Origin of the sequence: Neisseria sp. CCUG12390 (genome assembly GCF_047837985.1) — a bacterium.
Taxonomy (GTDB): domain Bacteria; phylum Pseudomonadota; class Gammaproteobacteria; order Burkholderiales; family Neisseriaceae; genus Neisseria.
Map to the genome: position 1 here is coordinate 1361431 of NZ_CP181244.1, position 19170 is coordinate 1380600.

Annotated in this window: 14 protein-coding genes and 1 tRNA gene; 9 read left to right on the forward strand and 6 right to left on the reverse strand. The window is 52.6% G+C overall.

Going from position 1 to position 19170, the window contains the following annotated elements; all coding sequences use genetic code 11:
* Positions 1-68 precede the first annotated feature (68 nt).
* The 5 genes from ACM67E_RS06420 (at position 69) to ACM67E_RS06440 (ending at position 5783) form a co-directional block, all read left to right on the forward strand.
* The gene (locus tag ACM67E_RS06420; protein WP_416190642.1) at positions 69-1838 is read left to right on the forward strand and encodes an ABC transporter ATP-binding protein/permease; all 1770 of its coding nucleotides are present in this window, start codon (positions 69-71) and stop codon (positions 1836-1838) included.
* A 163-nt stretch (positions 1839-2001) separates the two neighbouring features.
* Positions 2002-2301, forward strand: a complete 300-nt coding sequence (locus ACM67E_RS06425; protein ID WP_416190643.1) for a hypothetical protein — start codon at positions 2002-2004, stop codon at positions 2299-2301.
* A gap of 53 nt (positions 2302-2354) precedes the next feature.
* On the forward strand, positions 2355-2906 hold the full coding sequence (locus tag ACM67E_RS06430) for a factor H binding protein domain-containing protein (protein ID WP_416190644.1): 552 nt from the start codon (positions 2355-2357) through the stop codon (positions 2904-2906).
* A gap of 93 nt (positions 2907-2999) precedes the next feature.
* Positions 3000-4310, forward strand: a complete 1311-nt coding sequence (locus ACM67E_RS06435; protein WP_416190645.1) for a DUF2130 domain-containing protein — start codon at positions 3000-3002, stop codon at positions 4308-4310.
* A gap of 228 nt (positions 4311-4538) precedes the next feature.
* The gene (locus ACM67E_RS06440) at positions 4539-5783 is read left to right on the forward strand and encodes a multifunctional CCA addition/repair protein (protein WP_416190646.1); all 1245 of its coding nucleotides are present in this window, start codon (positions 4539-4541) and stop codon (positions 5781-5783) included.
* Between the two features lie 77 nt (positions 5784-5860).
* Here ACM67E_RS06440 and ACM67E_RS06445 read toward each other — a convergent pair whose 3' ends face one another.
* The gene (locus ACM67E_RS06445) at positions 5861-6457 is read right to left on the reverse strand and encodes an MlaC/ttg2D family ABC transporter substrate-binding protein (RefSeq protein ID WP_416190647.1); all 597 of its coding nucleotides are present in this window, start codon (positions 6455-6457) and stop codon (positions 5861-5863) included.
* A 214-nt stretch (positions 6458-6671) separates the two neighbouring features.
* On the opposite strand from ACM67E_RS06445, the gene ACM67E_RS06450 reads away from it, so the two are divergent.
* Together ACM67E_RS06450 and ACM67E_RS06455 are read left to right on the forward strand one after the other, a co-directional pair.
* Positions 6672-6756 (forward strand) — tRNA-Leu (locus tag ACM67E_RS06450).
* Between the two features lie 208 nt (positions 6757-6964).
* Positions 6965-8179, forward strand: a complete 1215-nt coding sequence (locus tag ACM67E_RS06455) for a pyridoxal phosphate-dependent aminotransferase (RefSeq protein ID WP_416190648.1) — start codon at positions 6965-6967, stop codon at positions 8177-8179.
* A 58-nt stretch (positions 8180-8237) separates the two neighbouring features.
* Here the strand turns inward: ACM67E_RS06455 and aspA are convergent, their stop codons facing one another.
* The 5 genes from aspA to ACM67E_RS06480 all read right to left on the reverse strand — a co-directional run bounded on the left by aspA (position 8238) and on the right by ACM67E_RS06480 (position 16055).
* The gene (gene aspA, locus ACM67E_RS06460) at positions 8238-9641 is read right to left on the reverse strand and encodes an aspartate ammonia-lyase (RefSeq protein ID WP_416190649.1); all 1404 of its coding nucleotides are present in this window, start codon (positions 9639-9641) and stop codon (positions 8238-8240) included.
* Positions 9642-9808: 167 nt separating this feature from the next.
* Positions 9809-12703: an alanine--tRNA ligase gene (alaS, locus tag ACM67E_RS06465; RefSeq protein ID WP_416190650.1), complete on the reverse strand. Its 2895-nt coding sequence runs from the start codon at positions 12701-12703 to the stop codon at positions 9809-9811.
* A gap of 322 nt (positions 12704-13025) precedes the next feature.
* Entirely contained in the window at positions 13026-13841 is an 816-nt protein-coding gene (gene hpnC / locus ACM67E_RS06470) for a squalene synthase HpnC (protein ID WP_416190651.1), read from the reverse strand.
* An 81-nt stretch (positions 13842-13922) separates the two neighbouring features.
* A complete protein-coding gene (locus ACM67E_RS06475; protein ID WP_416190652.1) occupies positions 13923-14702 on the reverse strand; it encodes a ferredoxin--NADP reductase in 780 nt (259 codons plus the stop codon).
* Positions 14703-14894: 192 nt separating this feature from the next.
* Entirely contained in the window at positions 14895-16055 is a 1161-nt protein-coding gene (locus tag ACM67E_RS06480; protein WP_416190653.1) for a trans-sulfuration enzyme family protein, read from the reverse strand.
* A 213-nt stretch (positions 16056-16268) separates the two neighbouring features.
* On the opposite strand from ACM67E_RS06480, the gene folE2 reads away from it, so the two are divergent.
* Both folE2 and dsbD read left to right on the forward strand, forming a co-directional pair.
* Positions 16269-17042 carry a GTP cyclohydrolase FolE2 gene (folE2, locus tag ACM67E_RS06485; RefSeq protein ID WP_416190654.1) on the forward strand — a complete coding sequence of 258 codons (774 nt, stop codon included), beginning with the start codon at positions 16269-16271 and terminating at the stop codon, positions 17040-17042.
* A gap of 308 nt (positions 17043-17350) precedes the next feature.
* Complete coding sequence (dsbD, locus tag ACM67E_RS06490) at positions 17351-19162, forward strand: protein-disulfide reductase DsbD (RefSeq protein ID WP_416190655.1); 1812 nt, start codon at positions 17351-17353, stop codon at positions 19160-19162.
* Positions 19163-19170 lie beyond the last annotated feature (8 nt).

The following is a 19170-nucleotide window of genomic DNA, read 5'->3' on the forward strand; positions in this document are numbered from 1 at the left end:
CAATTTATCAGTTAAACGCCGTCTGAAATTTTTCAGACGGCCTGACTGTCGGCAAAGACAACCCAATCATGGAAAAATGGCAAACCGAGCTTTACGGCACTCCGCTGTGGCTGCTGCAAACGCTCGCAGGCGTGGCGGCCGCGTTCATCATCATTTTGTTTTTCGCATCGAAAACCCGATTCGGCCAAGAATTCAAATACATACTCAAACTTTGTCTGACACGGAAAAGCAGCGTCAAAATCACCGCCGCCGTCATCGTCATGGTGGTGCTTCTGCTGACCGAAATCCGCCTGAACGTACTCAGCACCTTCATGTCCAACGGCTTGTACAGCTCCATGCAGGACATGAAAATACAGGCGTTCTGGCAGTTTGCCGCCATGAATGCCGGTGTGGTGCTGCTGCGCACGTTCAACGGCGTGGTTAACGATTTTCTCGACCAAAGCCTGGCCATCAAATGGTCGGAAAAACTCAACCATGTGCTGACCACGCGCTGGCTGGAAAACAAAAACTACTACCGCCTGCAAATGCGCCGCCATTCGCCCGACAACATCGACCAGCGTATCCAGCAGGACGCGCAGGATTTCATCACTTCCACCATCGAATTTGTGCGCGGGATGCTCAATTCGGTGGTGTCGTCGCTGGAATTTGCCTTTGTATTGTGGGGCTTGGCCGGAATTCTCACCGTATTCGGCTACGATATTCCGCGCGGCATCGTGTGGTTTGTGTTTATCTTCGTGATTTTGGCCACCTTTATCGCCATGTGGATCGGTAATCCTTTGATCCGTTACAACTACGAAAACGAAAAACTTAACGGCGACTACCGCTACTCGCTCATCCGCGTGCGCGACCATGCCGAGAGCGTGGCGTTTTACGACGGCGAATGGCGCGAACAATCGCAACTTTCCGAACGCTTCGCCGCCATCATCCGCAACCGCTGGCGCATCGCCCGCCAAAGCGTCGCCTTGAGCGGCTTTAACGACATGTTCAGCAACGGCATCCAGCTTTTCCCGATTATCCTGCAAGCCCCGCGCCTGTTTGCCGGACAAATCAAAATCGGCGACGTACAGCAAACCGTGCAAGCCTTCGCCCGGCTGCAACGCGCCCTGTCGTTTTTCCGGATGTTCTACGAAGAATTCACCGTCTACCGCGCCCGTTTGGAACGTTTATACGGCTTCCTGCTCAGCACCCACGAACAACACAGCGCGCCCAAGCCCGAGATGAAACACGTTTCAGACGGCCTCAAACTCAACAACGTCGCCCTTTACCGCAACAACGGCGAAATCCTGCTCGACAACATCAACATCGATGCCAAACCCGGCGATTCCCTGCTGATCAAAGGCCCCAGCGGCTGCGGCAAAACCTCCCTGCTGCGTTCGCTGGCCGGATTATGGCCGTTCGGCAGCAGCGGCGAAATCATGCAGCCCGAGCGCAACCAAATCCTGTTCGTACCGCAACGTCCCTACACCCCGCAAGGCACGCTGCGCGAAGCGATTTGCTATCCCGATACCGACCCGCAACATCCCGATCTGGAATCAACAATGGCACTCTGCCGCCTCGACCACTTAATCGGACGGCTCGACAAAACCGATGATTGGCAACACAAACTCTCACCCGGCGAACTCCAGCGCGTCGCCTTCTGCCGCGCCCTGCTCTCACCCTCCAAAATCATCCTGCTCGACGAAGCCACCTCCGCGCTCGACGAAGCCACCGAATCCCGGCTCTACCGTGCCATCCGCGAAAAAACGCCCGACAGCATCATCATCAGCATCGGCCACCGCAGCAGCCTGAACGGATTTCACAACATCCATTATGATGTCGGCGCAGTGAAATGCGACTGAATCACGGCAAAGGCCGTCTGAAAGACAAAGCAGATTTCTGCAAAACCTTTCAGACGGCCTTCATCCGTTCAACCCGATAAATGACCTTTTGCATATGAACGCAGAATGAAAAATGATAAAAAGATAAAATAATGTCATTAATCCCATGCAAAGGAAAACATCCGTGAACATCACCCAAACCCTCCCCGCCCTTGCCATGATTTCCGTATTAACCGCCTGCGGCGGCGGAGGCGGCGGAGCGAATCATCAGCCCAATGCCGACAGTACCGCGACGCAAAACCATATACAGAAAAATAGTTATATCGCACCAAAGATGTCTTATGTTTCAACCCCGCTTAAAGATGTTGTATTGGTAGAAACAATGAATGGACATACATTTAAAACGAATCAATCTGTTGATTTCAGTAAAGTTTTTCCGCTAGGGTACAGTGAATCAAAGGTATACTTCAAGAAAGGTATCTGAACCAAGAAGACGTCAAAAGAAAAGGTTATAAAACACTGAAAGAAATAGACAATATGAAAATCAACCATCTGCCACATTCGCTCATTATCGGCGGTGTGCTGGTGGAACTCTACCATGACAATAAAAAAATCGATTTGAACACTCTAGACCGTTCATTTACCGACTTTGAATCTTATGCCGCATTCGGAGAATTTACCAAACCGAAAATCGTTAACAAAATGACCGGTAACTTTCATTACAAAGGCATTGCCTTCAACGGCAGCGGCAAAGGCGTATTGTCTTATCATGTTGACTTCGCCGACAAAACCGGCAACGGCATGATTACCGGCTTGAAAGAACATGGCGATATTACCCTGCATAAAGCGCGAATCAGCGACAATATCGACTCAAGATTAATTGGCGGTCATAATGACAGACAACCCATGTCAGGCATAGAAGGCAATGCAACAGGAAACGCCTTGGGTGTAAGTGCGCAATACCGTTTGGGATTCTTCGGCCCAAATGCGGAAGAAATTGCCGGACATATTGAAGTGCGTAATCAAGATCCGATGCATAAACATACTTATACCACCCATCCAATAGGCTTTTCAGGCTCACGTCAATAAAAATGAAAACCTAAAACCCAAAGGCCGTCTGAAAATATTTTTCAGACGGCCTTTCTGCTAAAATCACCACTCGACACATCACGCGAGAACGCCATGCCCGAAATCAAATGCCCCCATTGCCACACCGCCTTTACTGTGGACGAAGCCGGTTATGCCGACATTGCCAATCAGGTTCGCACACAGGAATTTCAGAAGGAGTTGGACGAACGTTTGGCGCAAAGCCGCCGCCAGTTCGACACCGAAATCAAGCTGGCGGAAAACACGCTGGAAGCGGCTTATCAGCAGAAACTCGCCGCCAAAGAACGCGAACTGGCCGAACTGGCCGCGCATTTGAAAAGCCATGAAAAAGACAGCCTGCTGGCCGTGGCCGAAGCGGAAGGCCGTCTGAAAACCCAACTTGCCGAACGCGACCGGCAAATCGCCGCTTTGCGTTTGCAGGCCGAATCGTTGGAAAAATCGAAAAACACCGAAAAAGAATTGGAAATCCACCGCGCCGTTTCCGCCAAGGAACGCGAGCTGGCCGAACTCAACGCCAAGTTTTTATTGCAGGCCAAAGAGCGCGAACTGGAAAAACAGGCCTTGCGCGAGCAATACCAAGCCGAATTGAAACAGAAAGACGAAGCCATTGCTTTCTATAAAGATTTCAAAGCGCGCCAGTCCACCAAAATGGTCGGCGAAAGCCTCGAGCAGCATTGCGAAACCGAATTCAACCGCATCCGCACCACCGCCTTCCCGCAAGCCGTGTTCGGCAAAGACAACGACGCGGCCGGCGGCAGCAAGGGCGACTACATCTACCGGGAATGCGATTCAGACGGCAACGAAATCATCTCGATTATGTTCGAGATGAAAAACGAAAACGAAACCACCGCTACTAAAAAGAAAAACGAACACTTTTTCAAAGAGTTGGACAAAGACCGCCGCGAGAAAAAATGCGAATACGCCGTGCTGGTGTCGCTCTTGGAAACAGACAGCGAACTTTACAACGGCGGCATCGTCGATGTTTCCTACGCTTATCCGAAAATGTACGTCGTGAGGCCGCAATTTTTCATTCCGCTGATTTCACTGCTGCGCAACGCCGCGCTCAACACTTTGAAATACAAGCAGGAAGTCGCCCAAATGCGCGCGCAGAACATCGACATCACGAATTTTGAAGAAGATTTGAACACCTTCAAAACCGCGTTTGCCCGCAATTACGAACTCGCCAGCCGCAAGTTTCAGACGGCCATCGAAGAAATCGACAAAACCATCACCCACCTGCAAAAAACCAAAGAAGCCCTGCTCTCATCCGAAAACAACCTGCGCCTGGCCAATAACAAAGCCGAAGAGCTGAGCGTGAAAAAACTCACGCGTAAAAACCCGACCATGAAAGCGGCTTTTGAGGCTCTGGGAAAAGATAATGATTGAAGGACAGGCCGTCTGAAAATGATGCGTCCGCCCGAATACATAACCAATTGATTTGTTACTATTTGAAACAGCGGTAGGTTGGGTTGCAAATCCAACTTTTAGAACTTTAAGAACCGTTGCGTTTGCAACCCAACCTACGCAAAAATACTGGCAAGCTGCCTGTGTTCCATATGTGAAGGCCGTCTGAAACCGGCAGGGTTGCAAAACCCGATAAAACGAAAGACCACCATGAAAACCTATCTTGTCGGCGGTGCCGTCCGCGATTATTTACTGGGATTGGAAGTGAAAGACCGCGATTGGGTCGTGGTCGGTGCCGATGCCCAAACCATGCTGACGCAGGGTTTTACACCCGTCGGCAAAGATTTTCCGGTGTTTCTCCACCCCGAAAGCCACGAAGAATACGCCCTGGCACGCACCGAGCGCAAAACGGCGAGAGGCTATGCCGGATTTGCGTTTCACGCCGATAAAAACGTCACGCTGGAGCAGGATTTGCTGCGCCGCGATTTGACCATCAACGCGATGGCGCAGGATTCAGACGGCCTGATTATCGACCCGTTCGGCGGGCAAAAAGACCTTTCAGACGGCATTTTGCGCCATGTTTCGCCGGCGTTTGCCGAAGATCCGGTCAGAATTTTGCGTATAGCCCGTTTTGCCGCGCGCTACGGGTTTACCGTGGCAGACGAAACCATGCGGCTGATGCGGCTGATGGTCGCGGATGGAGAAGTTGATGCGCTGGTTGCGGAACGTGTTTGGCAGGAGCTGGCCAAAGGTTTGATGGAAAAGAACCCGGCCAAAATGATTGAAGTATTGCGCGAATGCGGTGCGCTGGCGGTATTGCTGCCTGAAGTGGAAGCCTTGTTCGGCGTACCGCAGCGGGCGGATTACCATCCCGAAATCGACACCGGAATCCACACGCTGATGGTGCTGCAAAAAGCGGCGGAGATGGACTTGACGCTGCCCGAACGCTACGCCGCCCTTCTACACGACTTGGGCAAGGCGAAAACGCCGTCTGAAATCCTGCCCAAACATTACGGCCATGATTTGGCCGGCGTGGAGCCTGTGCGCGAGGTAAACCGGCGTTTGCGCGCGCCGAAAGCCTGTGCTGAATTGGCCGAACTGGTCTGCCGCTGGCACATCATTTTCCACCAAGTCGGCCAACTGAAAGCGGCTACCGTATTGAATACTTTAAAGAAAACCGATGCCTTCAGACGGCCGGAACGCTTTCAGACGGCCTTGAACGTGTGCGTGGCCGACCAGAGAGGCCGTCTGAATTTTGAAAATGCTGCGTATCCGCAGCGGGAACAGTGGCTGAACCTTTTGCACGCGGCCAATGCCGTCGATACCGGCAAAATTGCCGCACAATGTGCCGAAAACGGACAGCAGCATTTAATTGCTCAACGCATCGATGAAGCGCGTTTGGCGGAAATCAAGCCGGTGCATGACGCATTCAAAGCAGAAGCGTCTTCAAAATAGTATCGTTTCAGACCTCGAATAAAGCCGGATACAGAAAAGGCCGTCTGAACATTCAGACGGCCTTTTCCAATTAAAATTTACTGCTTTTTCAAACCCTTGGCTTTCACGGTGGCAATCGCGCCGTCAATGCCTTTTTGTTTGATTAACTCATTGAATTGATTACGGTAAATCGTTACCAGGCTTGCACCGTCCACGCGGATGTTGTAGATTTTGTAAACCGAACCGACTTTGTAAAGCTGGTATGCCACTTCGTATTTGGTGCCGCTCTTGGTTTGGATTTCGGAGAAAACGTCGTGTTTGTTGCCGTTGGAAGTCATTTTCGGCAACAGCTTCACTTTCGCATCCGCCGCACCGACCAAAGCCGAATGAGAATACATGGAAATAATCATGTCTTTGAATGCGCTGATGAATTCGCTTTTTTGCTTGGCGGAAAAATTACGCCAAGGCGCGCCGACTGCCAAGGCGGAAATACGCTCGTAATCCAAATAGCGGTTGGCATAGCTCTCGATTTGCTTCACTTTCTGCGCTTCGCTTGCCGGGCTGCGCGCAATTTTCAATACCGTATCCATATTCTGCTGCATTTGCGTTTGCGCAGGGTGCGAGGCGGCAGCGGCATAAGGAGCCACAACCGCCATCGGTGCGGCCAACATCAAAGCAGATAAATAACGGGTCATGTCTGTTCCTTTATCAAGGGGGTGGAAAGTTTGGCTATTGTAATCGCTTTGACATTAGGAAATTTTAATAAAATGTAAAAAACCATTCATGCCGTCTGAAAACGACAGGCCGGAAATCAAAAATTTTTCATCAATATATCAAACGTTTTTCAGTTCACTCATTGAAACTGCTTTACAAAATTTTTTCAAACGATATAATATCGGCTTCTTCACCGCCCAGGTGGCGAAATTGGTAGACGCAGGGGACTCAAAATCCCCCGCCGCAAGGTGTGTCGGTTCGAGTCCGACCCTGGGCACCAGATTGAAAAAGACCGCTTCAAGCGGTCTTTTTGCTTTTCAGTTTATTTTATTGTCCCTTATATTTTTCAGACGGCCTTTTGGCCGATGTCCCCCCGATTTTTCCGACAAATCTGATAAAATCGCAAATATTGTCCTTTATCCCCTTTTATTCTGATGACAAAAAGGGTACATTTGCTACATTGTAAACAATTTTACGGAACACACACCATGGATCGTTTTCCCAAATCATCAAAACTGGATCACGTCTGCTACGATATCCGCGGCCCGGTGCACAAAGAAGCCCTGCGTTTGGAAGAAGAAGGCCACAAAATCCTGAAGCTGAACATCGGTAATCCTGCGCCTTTCGGCTTTGAAGCGCCCGATGAAATTTTGGTTGACGTTATCCGCAATCTGCCGACTTCGCAGGGTTATTGCGATTCCAAAGGCCTGTATTCCGCACGCAAGGCCATTGTGCATTATTATCAGACCAAGGGTTTACTCGACGTTACGGTCAATGACGTATTCATCGGCAACGGTGTTTCCGAGCTGATTACCATGTCGATGCAGGCATTGCTCAACGACGGCGATGAAATCCTGATTCCGGCACCGGATTATCCGTTGTGGACGGCGGCGGCAACGCTGGCAGGCGGGAATGTGCGGCATTATTTGTGTGACGAAGAGAAAGACTGGTTTCCGGACTTGGCTGATATGGAAGCCAAAATCACACCGAAAACCAAAGCGATTGTGGTCATCAATCCGAATAACCCGACCGGCGCGGTGTACAGCAAAGAAATTCTGCTCGAAATCGCCGAACTTGCGCGCAAACACGGCCTGATTATTTTTGCCGATGAGATTTACGATAAAATCCTGTATGACGGCGCGGTTCACCACCACATCGCCGCCCTCGCCCCGGATTTGCTGACCGTTACCTTCAACGGTCTGTCAAAAGCCTACCGTGTAGCCGGTTTCCGCCAGGGCTGGATGGTTTTGAACGGCCCGAAACAGCACGCCAAAGGCTATATCGAAGGTTTGGAAATGCTGGCTTCCATGCGTCTGTGCGCCACCACGCCGATGCAGCACGCGATTCAAACGGCCTTGGGCGGCTACCAGAGCATCAACGAATTTATCCTGCCCGGCGGCCGCCTGCTGGAACAGCGTAACAAAGCATACGAACTGGTCAACCAAATCCCCGGCCTGACCTGCGTGAAACCGATGGGCGCGATGTATATGTTCCCGAAAATCGACACGGAAATGTACAACATCCACGACGACATGAAATTCGTTTACGATTTGCTGGTACAGGAAAAAGTTCTGTTTGTACAAGGTTCGGGCTTCAACTGGATCAAGCCCGACCATTTCCGCATCGTTACCCTGCCGTATGTCCATCAAATCGAGGAAGCGATGGCGAAATTGGAGCGTTTCCTGAAAAATTACCGCCAATAATCTTTTGTGCAAACAAAGGCCGTCTGAATTTTCAGACGGCCTTTGCTTTTATGGCAGATTATTTGTTCAACTGCGCATTCAGCATGTTTTCACGCGACAGAATGCGGTCTAAATCCTTCTCTTCCATCAAGCCCAGATCCAAAATCACATCGCGCACGCTCTTGCCCGTCGCCAGGCAGATTTTGCCGATGTAGTCGCCGTTTTCATGGCCGATATACGGATTCAGGAACGTAATCAAACCGATGGAATTGAACACATAGCTTTCGCACACTTCGCGGTTGGCTGTAATGCCTTGGATACATTTTTCCGCCAAGCCCGCGCAGGCATTGTTCAGCAGGGAAACCGACTCCAGCATACATTGCGCGATGACTGGCTCCATCACGTTCAACTGCAATTGACCCGCTTCGGAAGCGAAAGTAATCGTGGTGTCGTTGCCCAATACTTTGAAGCACACTTGGCTGACCATTTCCGGAATCACCGGATTCACTTTTGCCGGTGTAATCGAAGAACCGGCCTGCATTTCCGGCAGATTGATTTCGCCGAAACCGGCACGCGGGCCGGACGACAACAGGCGCAAATCGTTACAGATTTTCGAGACCTTGACCGCCGTGCGTTTTACCGCGCTGTGCACCATCACATACGCGCCGCAATCGGAAGTCGCTTCAATCAGGTTTTCCGTCAGCTTCACATCCAAACCGCTAACTTCGGCCAATTTTTTCACCGCCAAATCCGCATAACCTTCCGGCGTGTTCACCCCGGTACCGATGGCGGTTGCGCCCAAATTCACTTCCAGCAGCAACTGGCGCGTGCGCTCCAAATTAACGATTTCTTCGTCCAGCAATACTTGGAACGATTTGAACTCCTGCCCCAAAGTCATCGGCACCGCATCCTGCAACTGCGTGCGTGCCAACTTCAATACGTCTTTGAATTCATCCGCTTTTTGCGCAAACGAATCTTTCAAGACAGTCAGGTTTTTCAAGAAATCGCCCACGCTGTAATACACTGCCAAGCGGAACGCAGTCGGGTAAACGTCGTTGGTCGATTGACTGGCATTCACATCGTCAATCGGGTTCACGACTTCATAATTACCCTTCTCTTGCCCCAATTGCTCCAAAGCCAGATTCGCAATCACTTCGCAGGCATTCATGTTGACCGAAGTACCCGCCCCGCCCTGAAACACATCGGTCGGAAACTGATCCATACAGCGGCCGTTTACCAGAATCTCATCGCAAGCCTTGTCAATCGCCGAGGCAACTTCAGGCGGCAATGCCCCCAATTCGCCGTTGGCCTGAGCCGCCGCTTTTTTTACCAGCACCAAACTGCGTACAAAATGCGGCATATCCGCCACTTTTTGCGAAGAAATCTGAAAATTCTCCAGCGCACGCAAAGTATGGATGCCCCAATAAGCATCACCCGGAATCTCACGTTCGCCCAATAAATCATATTCAACACGATAAGCCATACTCTAAAACCCTCTTTGAGAAAATATTGATATTGCCGGCACGCGGCTGTGCAGGGAATAAGATAATCTTGTTAGCCTGATTTGTCCATATATTTAAGGCATAATCACCCGGCGTCTTTTTGATGAAAGGCCGTCTGAAACCCTTTTCAGACGGCCTTTATCATTCATCACGCCAATTTTTCGTTTGTCCAAGCTTCGACACTTGCCAGGGCTTGAGGCAGCTTGTCGGCTTCCGTGCCGCCGGCTTGTGCCAAGTCAGGACGGCCACCGCCTTTGCCGCCGACTTGTTCGGCCACGAATTTAACCAAATCGCCGGCTTTCACTTTGGCGGTTAACGGTTTGGATACGCCGGCGCACAAGGAAACTTTGCCCTCGTTGACCGCGGCCAGCAGAATCACGGCTTGGTCGGATTTTCCGCTCAGATCGGTCACGATTTCGCGCAAGGCGGCGGCATCGGCTTCGATTTGGGCGACGACGAGTTTGGCTGCGCCCAAGTCTTTGGCGTTGTCGAGCAGTTTTGCGCCTGCGTGGACGGCCAGTTCGGCTTTGGCTTTGGCTAAGTCTTTTTCCAAGGCTTTGGTTTGGGCGGCGTTGGCTTGGATTTTAGCCAACACGTCGCGCTCGGTTTGCGCTTTCACTTCGCCGATGATGTCTTTTACCAAACGCTCTTGGTTTTGCGCCCATTTCAGCGCGTTCAGGCCGGTGATGGCTTCTACGCGGCGCACGCCTGCGGCGATGCCGCCCTCGCTGATGATTTTGAACAAACCGATGTCGCCGGTGCGGGCAACGTGCGTGCCGCCGCACAGTTCGGTCGAGAAACCGCCCATTTTCAACACGCGCACTTCGTCGCCGTATTTTTCGCCGAACAGCATCATCGCGCCGGTTTTCTGCGCGTCTTCCATGCTCATGATGTCGGCGGCAACGGCTACGTTGGCCAAGATGGCCTGGTTCACGCGGCGTTCGACTTCGGCGATTTCTTCCGCGCTGATGGCTTGCGGATGGGAAATGTCGAAGCGGGTCGAATCGGCGGTAACCAGCGAACCTTTCTGCTCGACGTGTCCGCCCAACACATCGCGCAGGGCTTTGTGCATCAAATGGGTCGCGCTGTGGTTGCGCATATTGGCATCGCGCACATCGTTATCGACTTGAGCGGTAACGGTGTCGCCGATTTTCAGACGGCCTGATGCCATCACGCCGAATTGGCCGAATACGGCGGCTTTGATTTTCTGCGTGTCGCGCACTTCAAAGCGGTTGCCGTCTGAAAAGATAAAGCCGACGTCGCCGACTTGGCCGCCAGATTCGGCATAAAACGGCGTGAAATCAATCACGACTGCGCCGCTCTCGCCTTCGGCCAATTCATTGACCGCTTCGCCGTCTTTATACAGAGCCAATACGGTGGCTTCGGTTTGGCGTTCGGTATAGCCTTTGAATTCGGTATCCTGACCGTCGTAGGCAAGCTGGGTGTCGGCTTTGAAACTTTGCGCGGCGCGGGCGCGGGCGCGTTGGGCTTCCATTTCGCGCTCGAAGCCCTCTTCGTCTAACTCAATGCCTAGTTCACGCGCCATATCGGCGGTTAAGTCGTATGGGAAGCCGTAGGTATCGTAGAGTTTGAAGATATGCTCGCCGGCAATGACCATTTTACTGTTGGAGATATTGTCTTTCAGATAGGCTTCCAAAGCCGCGGCAAACGGCTTGCCCTCAGCGGAAACACCGTCTTGTTCGACCACTTCCTTCAAACCGAATGTACGGCTTTCGTTCAGACGGCCTTCGGTTTGGGTTTGAATGACAATCTGTTTTTCTCCGCCGAGGCTGCGTGCAGCCGCGGTGAACTCGAGGCCGTCTGAAGTACGCAGTTTCAGCGGCTCGCCGTGACCTTCCGCAGGCAGCAGGCTTTCCAATTTTAAGAAACGCATACCGTTCAATACATTATTGAACAAGCCCATGCCTTTTTCCAGCGTCTCGCCGAAGCGGGTTTCCTCGCCGCGCAGGGCTTCCATGATTTGGGTCTGTTTTTCTTTCAATTCAGGATAGGCATCGCCCATCGCTTTGACCAAATCGGGTACCAGCTTGTAGAAAAACGCTTGTTTCTGACCCAACTTATAACCGTGGCGCACGGCGCGGCGGATGATGCGGCGCAAGACATAGCCGCGGCCTTCGTTGCCCGGCAATACGCCGTCGGCAATCAGGAACGAGCAGGAACGGATGTGGTCGGCAATCACTTTCAGGCTCGGCTCATCCATGCTGAACGGTACGCCGGTTTCACGTGCCACGGCTTTGAGCAGGTCTTGGAACAGGTCGATTTCGTAGTTGCTGTGCACGCCCTGCATGACCGCGGCCATGCGCTCCAAGCCCATGCCGGTATCGACGCTCGGCTTCGGCAGCGGGTGCATGTTGCCTTGCTCGTCGCGGTTGAACTGCATGAACACGTTGTTCCAGATTTCAATCCAGCGGTCGCCGTCTTCTTCGGGGCTGCCGGGAATGCCGCCCCAGATGTCTTCGCCGTGGTCGTAGAAAATTTCGGTGCAGGGGCCGCAGGGGCCGGTATCGCCCATCTGCCAGAAGTTGTCGGAAGCGTAACGCGCGCCTTTGTTGTCGCCGATGCGCACAATGCGTTCGGCAGGCAGGCCGATTTCGTTGAGCCAGATATTATAGGCTTCGTCGTCTTCCGCATACACGGTGGCGAGCAGTTTTTCTTTCGGCAGGTTGAGCCATTCTTTGCCGGTCAGAAAGCCCCAGGCAAAGTGAATCGCTTCGCGTTTGAAATAGTCGCCGAACGAGAAATTGCCCATCATTTCAAAGAAGGTGTGGTGGCGAGCGGTGTAGCCGACGTTTTCCAAGTCGTTGTGTTTGCCGCCTGCGCGCACGCATTTTTGCGCGGTGGTGGCGCGGTTGTAAGGGCGTTTGTCGAAGCCCAAAAATACGTCTTTAAACTGGTTCATGCCCGCGTTGGTAAACAGCAGCGTCGGGTCGTCGTGCGGCACGAGCGAAGACGAGCGCACGACTTGGTGTTGGTGTTGTTCGAAATATTGCAGGAATTTTTGGCGTAATTCAGAAGTTTTCATGATATTTTCTGTGACAGGTTTAAACGGTTTCAGACGGCCTTTGCAGCTTTTCAAAGGCCGTCTGAATTTGATTTTCGGATTTTGCGTATCTTACCGCAAATCCCTGCTTCCAGCTATCTGTCAAACCGATTATCGCGGTGCGGATGTTTCAAATGCTGCACAGGCCGTCTGAAAAATACCGTGTGCCGCATTTTCAGACGGCCTGAGACTGTTCAAACCGTCTCCGCCCTGCTTTTCCGACTGTCCGATTGAAGCCGATATCCGATCGGCAGTTATCCTTTATACAGCAAGGCCGTCTGAAAATTTCAGACGGCCTTTGCCTTTATTTCTTCTGAAACGCGCGCTTGACGATAATCAGCCAGTCTTTTTTATCCAACACCGGCCGATTGTTGAAAACATCGTATTGGATGCCGTCGAGCTTTTGCAGAATAAGCTGGCCGCCGACGATGATCATGCGCAGCTCGAAACCGATGCGGCCTTTGAGCGTTTTCCCCAGCGGCGAACCGCCTTTGAGCATGGCAAACGCGCGTTCGCATTCGTGCGCCATCAGCCGTCGGAACGCGAAATCGGCCTTGCCTTCGGCAATCTGCTCTTCGCTGACTTTGAAGCGCGCTAAGTCGTCTTGCGGAATATACACGCGCCCTTTCTGCCAATCGACGGCTACGTCCTGCCAGAAATTAATCAGTTGCAGCGCGGTGCAGATGCCGTCGCTGCGGGCGATGCTTACCGGATCGTGTTCGCCGTAAAGGTGCAGCATAATGCGGCCGACGGGATTGGCGGAACGGCGGCAGTAATCGACCAGTTCGCCGAAATTTTGGTAACGCTTTTTTACTACGTCCTGCTTGAACGCGGAAAGCAAATCGTAAAACGGCTCCAGCGGCATTTGGAACGGGCGTACCGCTTCATCGTTCAGCCGCCGCATCAGCGCGGTTTGCGGCGTTTCGCCGTTTTGGATTCGGTCGAGTTCGCGTTCCAATTCGGTTAAACCCTGCAAACGGGTTTCATCGTCGGCTCCGCCTTCGTCGGCAATGTCATCGGCGGTACGCGCAAAGGCATACACGGCATGGGTCGGCTTGCGCAGGCGGCGCGGCATAACGATGGAACCGACGGGGAAGTTTTCGTAGTGGTTGACGGACATGGTGTGTTCTTTTCGTTTAGCGTATTTTTTCAGACGGCCTTGTTCGGGTTTGAGGCCGTCTGAAAATCTTTCAAGACCGAATCAAAACCCGTTTTCCATCATAATTTGGCCGGGTTCGCGGTTGCGGTGCATGGCGAAACCCAAATCCATCAGGGCTTGGAAGGTGTCTTTTACCATCGCCGGATTGCCGCACACCATAAAGCGCGTGTCGGTTTTGTTGAACGTGAAACCGACGTGTTTTTCCAAACCGCCGTCAAGCAGCAAGGCCGGAATACGTCGGTTGGATAAAGCATTTTCAGCGGTTTCGCGCGTGGTAAAGGGGACGAAAACAAACTTGTGAAAATGCTCTTCAATCAGCGGATGTTCTTTCAGTGCGGCCAGACGTTCGTTGAAAATCAGTTCGTCCGCATACGATACGGAATGCACCAGCACCACACGCTCGAAGCGTTGCCAGATTTCGGGCTGCTCGACGATGGAGAGAAACGGCGCAATGCCGGAACCGGTGGACAGCATCACCAAATCTTTGCCGTCGGGGAAACGCTCAGGCAACAGAAAGCCTGTGGCGGTTTTATCCAGCAGGATTTCATCGCCGGCCTGCATTCGGGCCAGTTTGGCCGACATCGGGCCGTTTTCAATCAAAACGGCAAAATATTCCAAAGTGTCGGCATACTCTGCCGAAACGACGGAATAGGCGCGCCAGATAAAGCCTTCGCCGTCGCGGAAACCCAGGCGTGAGAATTGGCCGGCGGAGAAGCGGTAAGCCTCGGGACGCGTAATCGCAAAGGTCATCAGTTTGGGCGTATGGTGTTTGACCCACAAGACTTTTTCTTCGGTAAATTTGGCTTCGGGCGCGGCGGCCATAAGGTTTCCTTCTCAAAAAAAACGGTGCAGTAAAATAAGAAAGATACAGGGTGGCAAAGCGCAGCCAACGAAATCGATTTCTTATTTTGGTTCATTATTTTCAGACGGCCTGAATGATACGGTAAGGCCGTCTGAAAGGTTTTAGGGAACAGTATCGAGGCCGTCTGAAAAATTTTCAGACGGCCTGTTGTCTTACAAAGTGGTATCCAAGGCTTGAGAAATATCCTGCCAGATGTCGTCAACGTCTTCGATACCGACGGAGAAACGCAGCAGGCCGACTTTGATGCCCATCTGCATTTTGACATCGTGCGGCACGCCGCTGTGCGACTGCGAATAGCAATGGTTGACGAGGCTTTCCACCCCGCCCAGGCTGGAAGCCATTTTCACCAGCTTCATGTTTCGAATCACGCTGTTGGCCGCTTCTTTGCTGTCGTTTTTCAGATAAACCGTTACCACACCGCCTATGCCTTTGGGCATTTGCGTTTTGGCCAGTCCGTAATGCTCGTGCGACGGTAAACCCGGGTAAAACACTTTTTCCACCGCCGGATGATTTTCCATGCGTTTGGCGATTTCCAAAGCGTTTTCGCAATGCGCCTTCATGCGCAAGGCCAGCGTTTTGATGCCGCGCAGTACCAGCCAGCAGTCAAACGGCGAAGCCACCGCGCCGCTGTTGACCATCATGGTATGCAGCGGTTTGGCCAGTTCTCTGCTTTTCACCGCCACCACGCCCATCAACACATCGGAATGGCCGCACAGGTATTTGGTTGCCGAATGGAACACGATGTCGCAGCCCATATCCAGCGGCTGCTGCAGATACGGCGTGGCAAAAGTGTTATCGATACCGACCAGCGCACCGGCTGCTTTGGCTTTTGCGGCCAATGCCGGAATATCCACCAGACGCAGCAACGGATTCGACGGCGTTTCCAGCCACAGCATTTTCACATTGTCATGTTCGGCCAAAAGCGCGTCGAGATTATCGGGATTGCTCAAATCGGCAAACACCACGTTCACGCCCCACGGTGCATAAACATCATTCAACAAATCATACGCGCCGCCGTAAATATCGGCCACGGCGATGATGGTGTCGCCCGGCTTGAGAAAAGTACGCCATACCGCGTCGATTCCGGCCATGCCGCTGGAAAACGCAAAACCGGCTTCGGCGTACTCCAAATCGGCCACCGTGTCTTCCAAAATCTTGCGCGTCGGATTGCTCAGGCGCGAATAGCGGTAAGGTGTCTGCTCGCCGATTTCATGGGTGGCGAACATACTGTTTTGGTAAATCGGCGGCATCAGCGCGCGGTTGTGTCCGTCGCAATCGTAGCTGGAATGAATCGCTTTGGTGGCAAATTTCATGACGCAAACCCTGTTTGGATATGAACGGCGTTCATTCTATCACTATCCGAAAAATAGAAACAATCAATACCTGCCCTACCTACAAGTGATATAATCTCGCATTTGGAAAACCCGCTTCCGGCCGAAAATATAAAAGCCGTTTTTTCAGACGGCCTTGAACCGGACGCCGAAGCCCACACATCAAGCATCCGCACTCATTAAGGAAAAACACGCATGAACGCCATTGCAGACGTGCAATCCAGCCGCGATTTACGCAACCTGCCGATTAACCAGGTCGGCATCAAAGATTTACGCTTCCCGATTACCCTCGCCACCGCCGAAGGCGTGCAGGCCACCGTTGCCCGCCTGACGATGACGGTTTACCTGCCGGCCGAACAGAAAGGCACGCACATGTCGCGCTTTGTCGCGCTGATGGAAAAGCAGACCGAAGCCCTGAGCTTCGACCGTTTGCAGCAACTGACGCGGGAAATGGTTGAACTGCTGGATTCGCATTCGGGCAAAATCAGCGTGAGCTTTCCTTTTTTCCGCAAAAAAACCGCGCCTGTCTCCGGCATTCAGTCATTGCTGGATTATGACGTTACCCTGACCGGCGAAATCAAAAACGGCAGCTATACCCACAGCCTGAAAGTGATGGTTCCCGTGACTTCGCTCTGCCCGTGTTCCAAAGAAATTTCCCAATACGGCGCACACAACCAACGCTCGCACGTTACCGTATCGCTGACCGCCAATGCCGAAGTCGGCATCGAAGAAGTCATCGACTGCGTGGAATCGCAAGCCAGCTGCCAGCTCTACGGCCTGCTCAAACGCCCCGACGAAAAATTCGTAACCGAACAGGCCTACGAAAATCCGAAATTCGTGGAAGACATGGTGCGCGATGTCGCCACCCTGCTGATTGCCGATGCCCGCGTGGAAAGTTTCACGGTCGAAAGCGAAAACTTCGAATCGATTCACAACCATTCGGCTTACGCGCTGATTGCTTATCCGTAGAACGGTTTTTCCCGATGAATGCAAAAGCCGTCTGAAAAAATAAGTTTCAGACGGCATTGTCTTTTCCGAACGGGCATGAATGCGTCCTGCAAGGAAGCAGCGGGCAAGACGTTTTATCCGGCCAAGCCCTCATGCCGTCTGAAATCTTCCGCTCCGCAAACCGCGCGTTTGATTTTGCCTACATTGTTTTACCTCAAGCGGTGTGGCTTTCTTGTTTTTCAGACGGCCTTTATTCGCTTATAATGCGCAAACATCGATTTCAAATCATACTTTACGAACACAAGTCCGCCATACCGCAGGTTTTCGAAATGAAAAAATTCCTTTACTTCATTACCGCTTTTTTTGCCCTGTCCAACACGGCCTTTGCCTCGCCTGTCGATGCGTCCAAACTGCTGCCGCCCGAGCAGGCGTTCCGCCCGCAGGTCAACGTTACCGAACAAGGCATCAACGTGCAGTTTCAGATTGCCGACGGTTATTATCTCTATCAGTCGAAAATCATCGGCGATACCGATCCGGTAGGCGTGTTGAAAAACGAGCCGCAATTCAGTCCGGGCGAAGAAAAGGAAGACGAATTTTTCGGCAAGCAAACCGTGTACCACCATGCCGCACAGGTCAACTGGCCGTATGAAAAGCCGACGGCGGCGTATAAACTGACCTTGAGCTATCAGGGCTGCGCGGAAGTCGGCGTGTGTTATCCGCCGGTGGATACCGTTTTCGACATCAAGGGCAACGGTTTGTACGAACCCGAAAACGCAGATGAACCGCTGTCGGCAAAAGAACGCTTTACCCGGCCCGATACGAAATCTTCAGACGGCCTCAAATCCGCACCTGCCAAGAGCGACAGCAGCCGCTTCAAATTGTCTTGGGATACTTTAAACGCCAATCTGTTGGCGTTTTTTCTCGCGGGCTTGGGCTTGAGCTTTACCGCCTGTATGTATCCGCTGCTGCCGATTGTTTCCAGCATTGTCGTCGGCGATAAAAACGCCACCAAAGGCCGTGCGTTTGCTTTGTCGATGGTTTATGTGCAGGGCTTGGCCTTGACTTACACCTTGGTCGGCGTATTTGCCGGCCTGACCGGTGCGCTGCTGACCGTGTGGCTGCAACAGCCGTGGGTGGTGCTGACTGCCGCTGCGGTGATGGTGGTGTTGGCCTTGTCGATGTTCGGCCTGTTCAATATCCAGTTGCCCAGCTCGGTGCAGTCGTATTTCCAGAACCAAAGCAACAAGCTCTCCGGCGGCCGCATGGCTTCGGTGTTTGTGATGGGGATGCTCTCCGCGCTGATCGTCGGCCCCTGCGTTGCGCCGCCGCTGGCGTTTGCGCTGGGCTATATCGGGCAGACCGGCGATGCGGTCTTGGGCGGGCTGGCTCTGTATGTTTTGGCCTTGGGTACGGGCGTGCCGCTGATTATCGTCGGCACATTCGGCGGCCACATCATGCCGCGCGCCGGCGGTTGGATGAACGGCATCAAAGCCGCGTTCGGCTTTATCCTGCTGGTGGTGGCGGTGTATCTGGCTACGCCGTATCTGCCTTACGCTTTGGTCGTGACACTTTACACCCTGCTGCTGCTGGTGCCTGCGGTATGGTTGTTGGCGCGTGCCGGCAAACAGACAGGCCGTCTGAAAAGCGTAGCGATGATATTGGGCTTTTTGCTGCTGATCGGCGGCGCATGGTTCGGCTGGCAAAGCTACCACCGCCAAACCACCGCCCTGCACCACTTCCTGACCCTGACACCGCCGTCGGAAGCGGGACAAGATAGCGGCCACGGCATCATGTTCACCGATGTCGCCGAACTCAAAGCCGCGATGGATGCCGCCTTGAAAGCCGATCCGGGCAAACCGGTATTGCTCGATTTCTACGCCGACTGGTGCGTGTCGTGCAAAGAGATGGCGGCTTACACGCTAAACCAGCCGCAGGTTCACGAAGCCGTCGATATGCAGCGCTTCTTCCAAATCGACGTCACCGCCAACACTGCCGAACACCAAGCCCTGCTCAAAGAATACGGCCTGTTCGGCCCGCCGGGCGTGTTCGTGATTCGTGCCGACGGTACGCGCAGCGAAGCCTTATTGGGTTTCGTGAAGCCTGATGCGTTTGTCGAATGGTACCGGCAAAACGAAAAATAAGCCTTGTT

Coding starts and splice junctions, on each gene's coding strand:
- ACM67E_RS06420 (WP_416190642.1), top strand. CDS start 69: ATGGAAAAATGGCAAACCGAGCTTTACGGCACTCCGCTGTGGCTGCTG.
- ACM67E_RS06430 (WP_416190644.1), top strand. CDS start 2,355: ATGAAAATCAACCATCTGCCACATTCGCTCATTATCGGCGGTGTGCTG.
- ACM67E_RS06435 (WP_416190645.1), top strand. CDS start 3,000: ATGCCCGAAATCAAATGCCCCCATTGCCACACCGCCTTTACTGTGGAC.
- ACM67E_RS06440 (WP_416190646.1), top strand. CDS start 4,539: ATGAAAACCTATCTTGTCGGCGGTGCCGTCCGCGATTATTTACTGGGA.
- ACM67E_RS06445 (WP_416190647.1), bottom strand. CDS start 6,457: ATGACCCGTTATTTATCTGCTTTGATGTTGGCCGCACCGATGGCGGTT.
- ACM67E_RS06455 (WP_416190648.1), top strand. CDS start 6,965: ATGGATCGTTTTCCCAAATCATCAAAACTGGATCACGTCTGCTACGAT.
- aspA (WP_416190649.1), bottom strand. CDS start 9,641: ATGGCTTATCGTGTTGAATATGATTTATTGGGCGAACGTGAGATTCCG.
- alaS (WP_416190650.1), bottom strand. CDS start 12,703: ATGAAAACTTCTGAATTACGCCAAAAATTCCTGCAATATTTCGAACAA.
- hpnC (WP_416190651.1), bottom strand. CDS start 13,841: ATGTCCGTCAACCACTACGAAAACTTCCCCGTCGGTTCCATCGTTATG.
- ACM67E_RS06475 (WP_416190652.1), bottom strand. CDS start 14,702: ATGGCCGCCGCGCCCGAAGCCAAATTTACCGAAGAAAAAGTCTTGTGG.
- ACM67E_RS06480 (WP_416190653.1), bottom strand. CDS start 16,055: ATGAAATTTGCCACCAAAGCGATTCATTCCAGCTACGATTGCGACGGA.
- folE2 (WP_416190654.1), top strand. CDS start 16,269: ATGAACGCCATTGCAGACGTGCAATCCAGCCGCGATTTACGCAACCTG.
- dsbD (WP_416190655.1), top strand. CDS start 17,351: ATGAAAAAATTCCTTTACTTCATTACCGCTTTTTTTGCCCTGTCCAAC.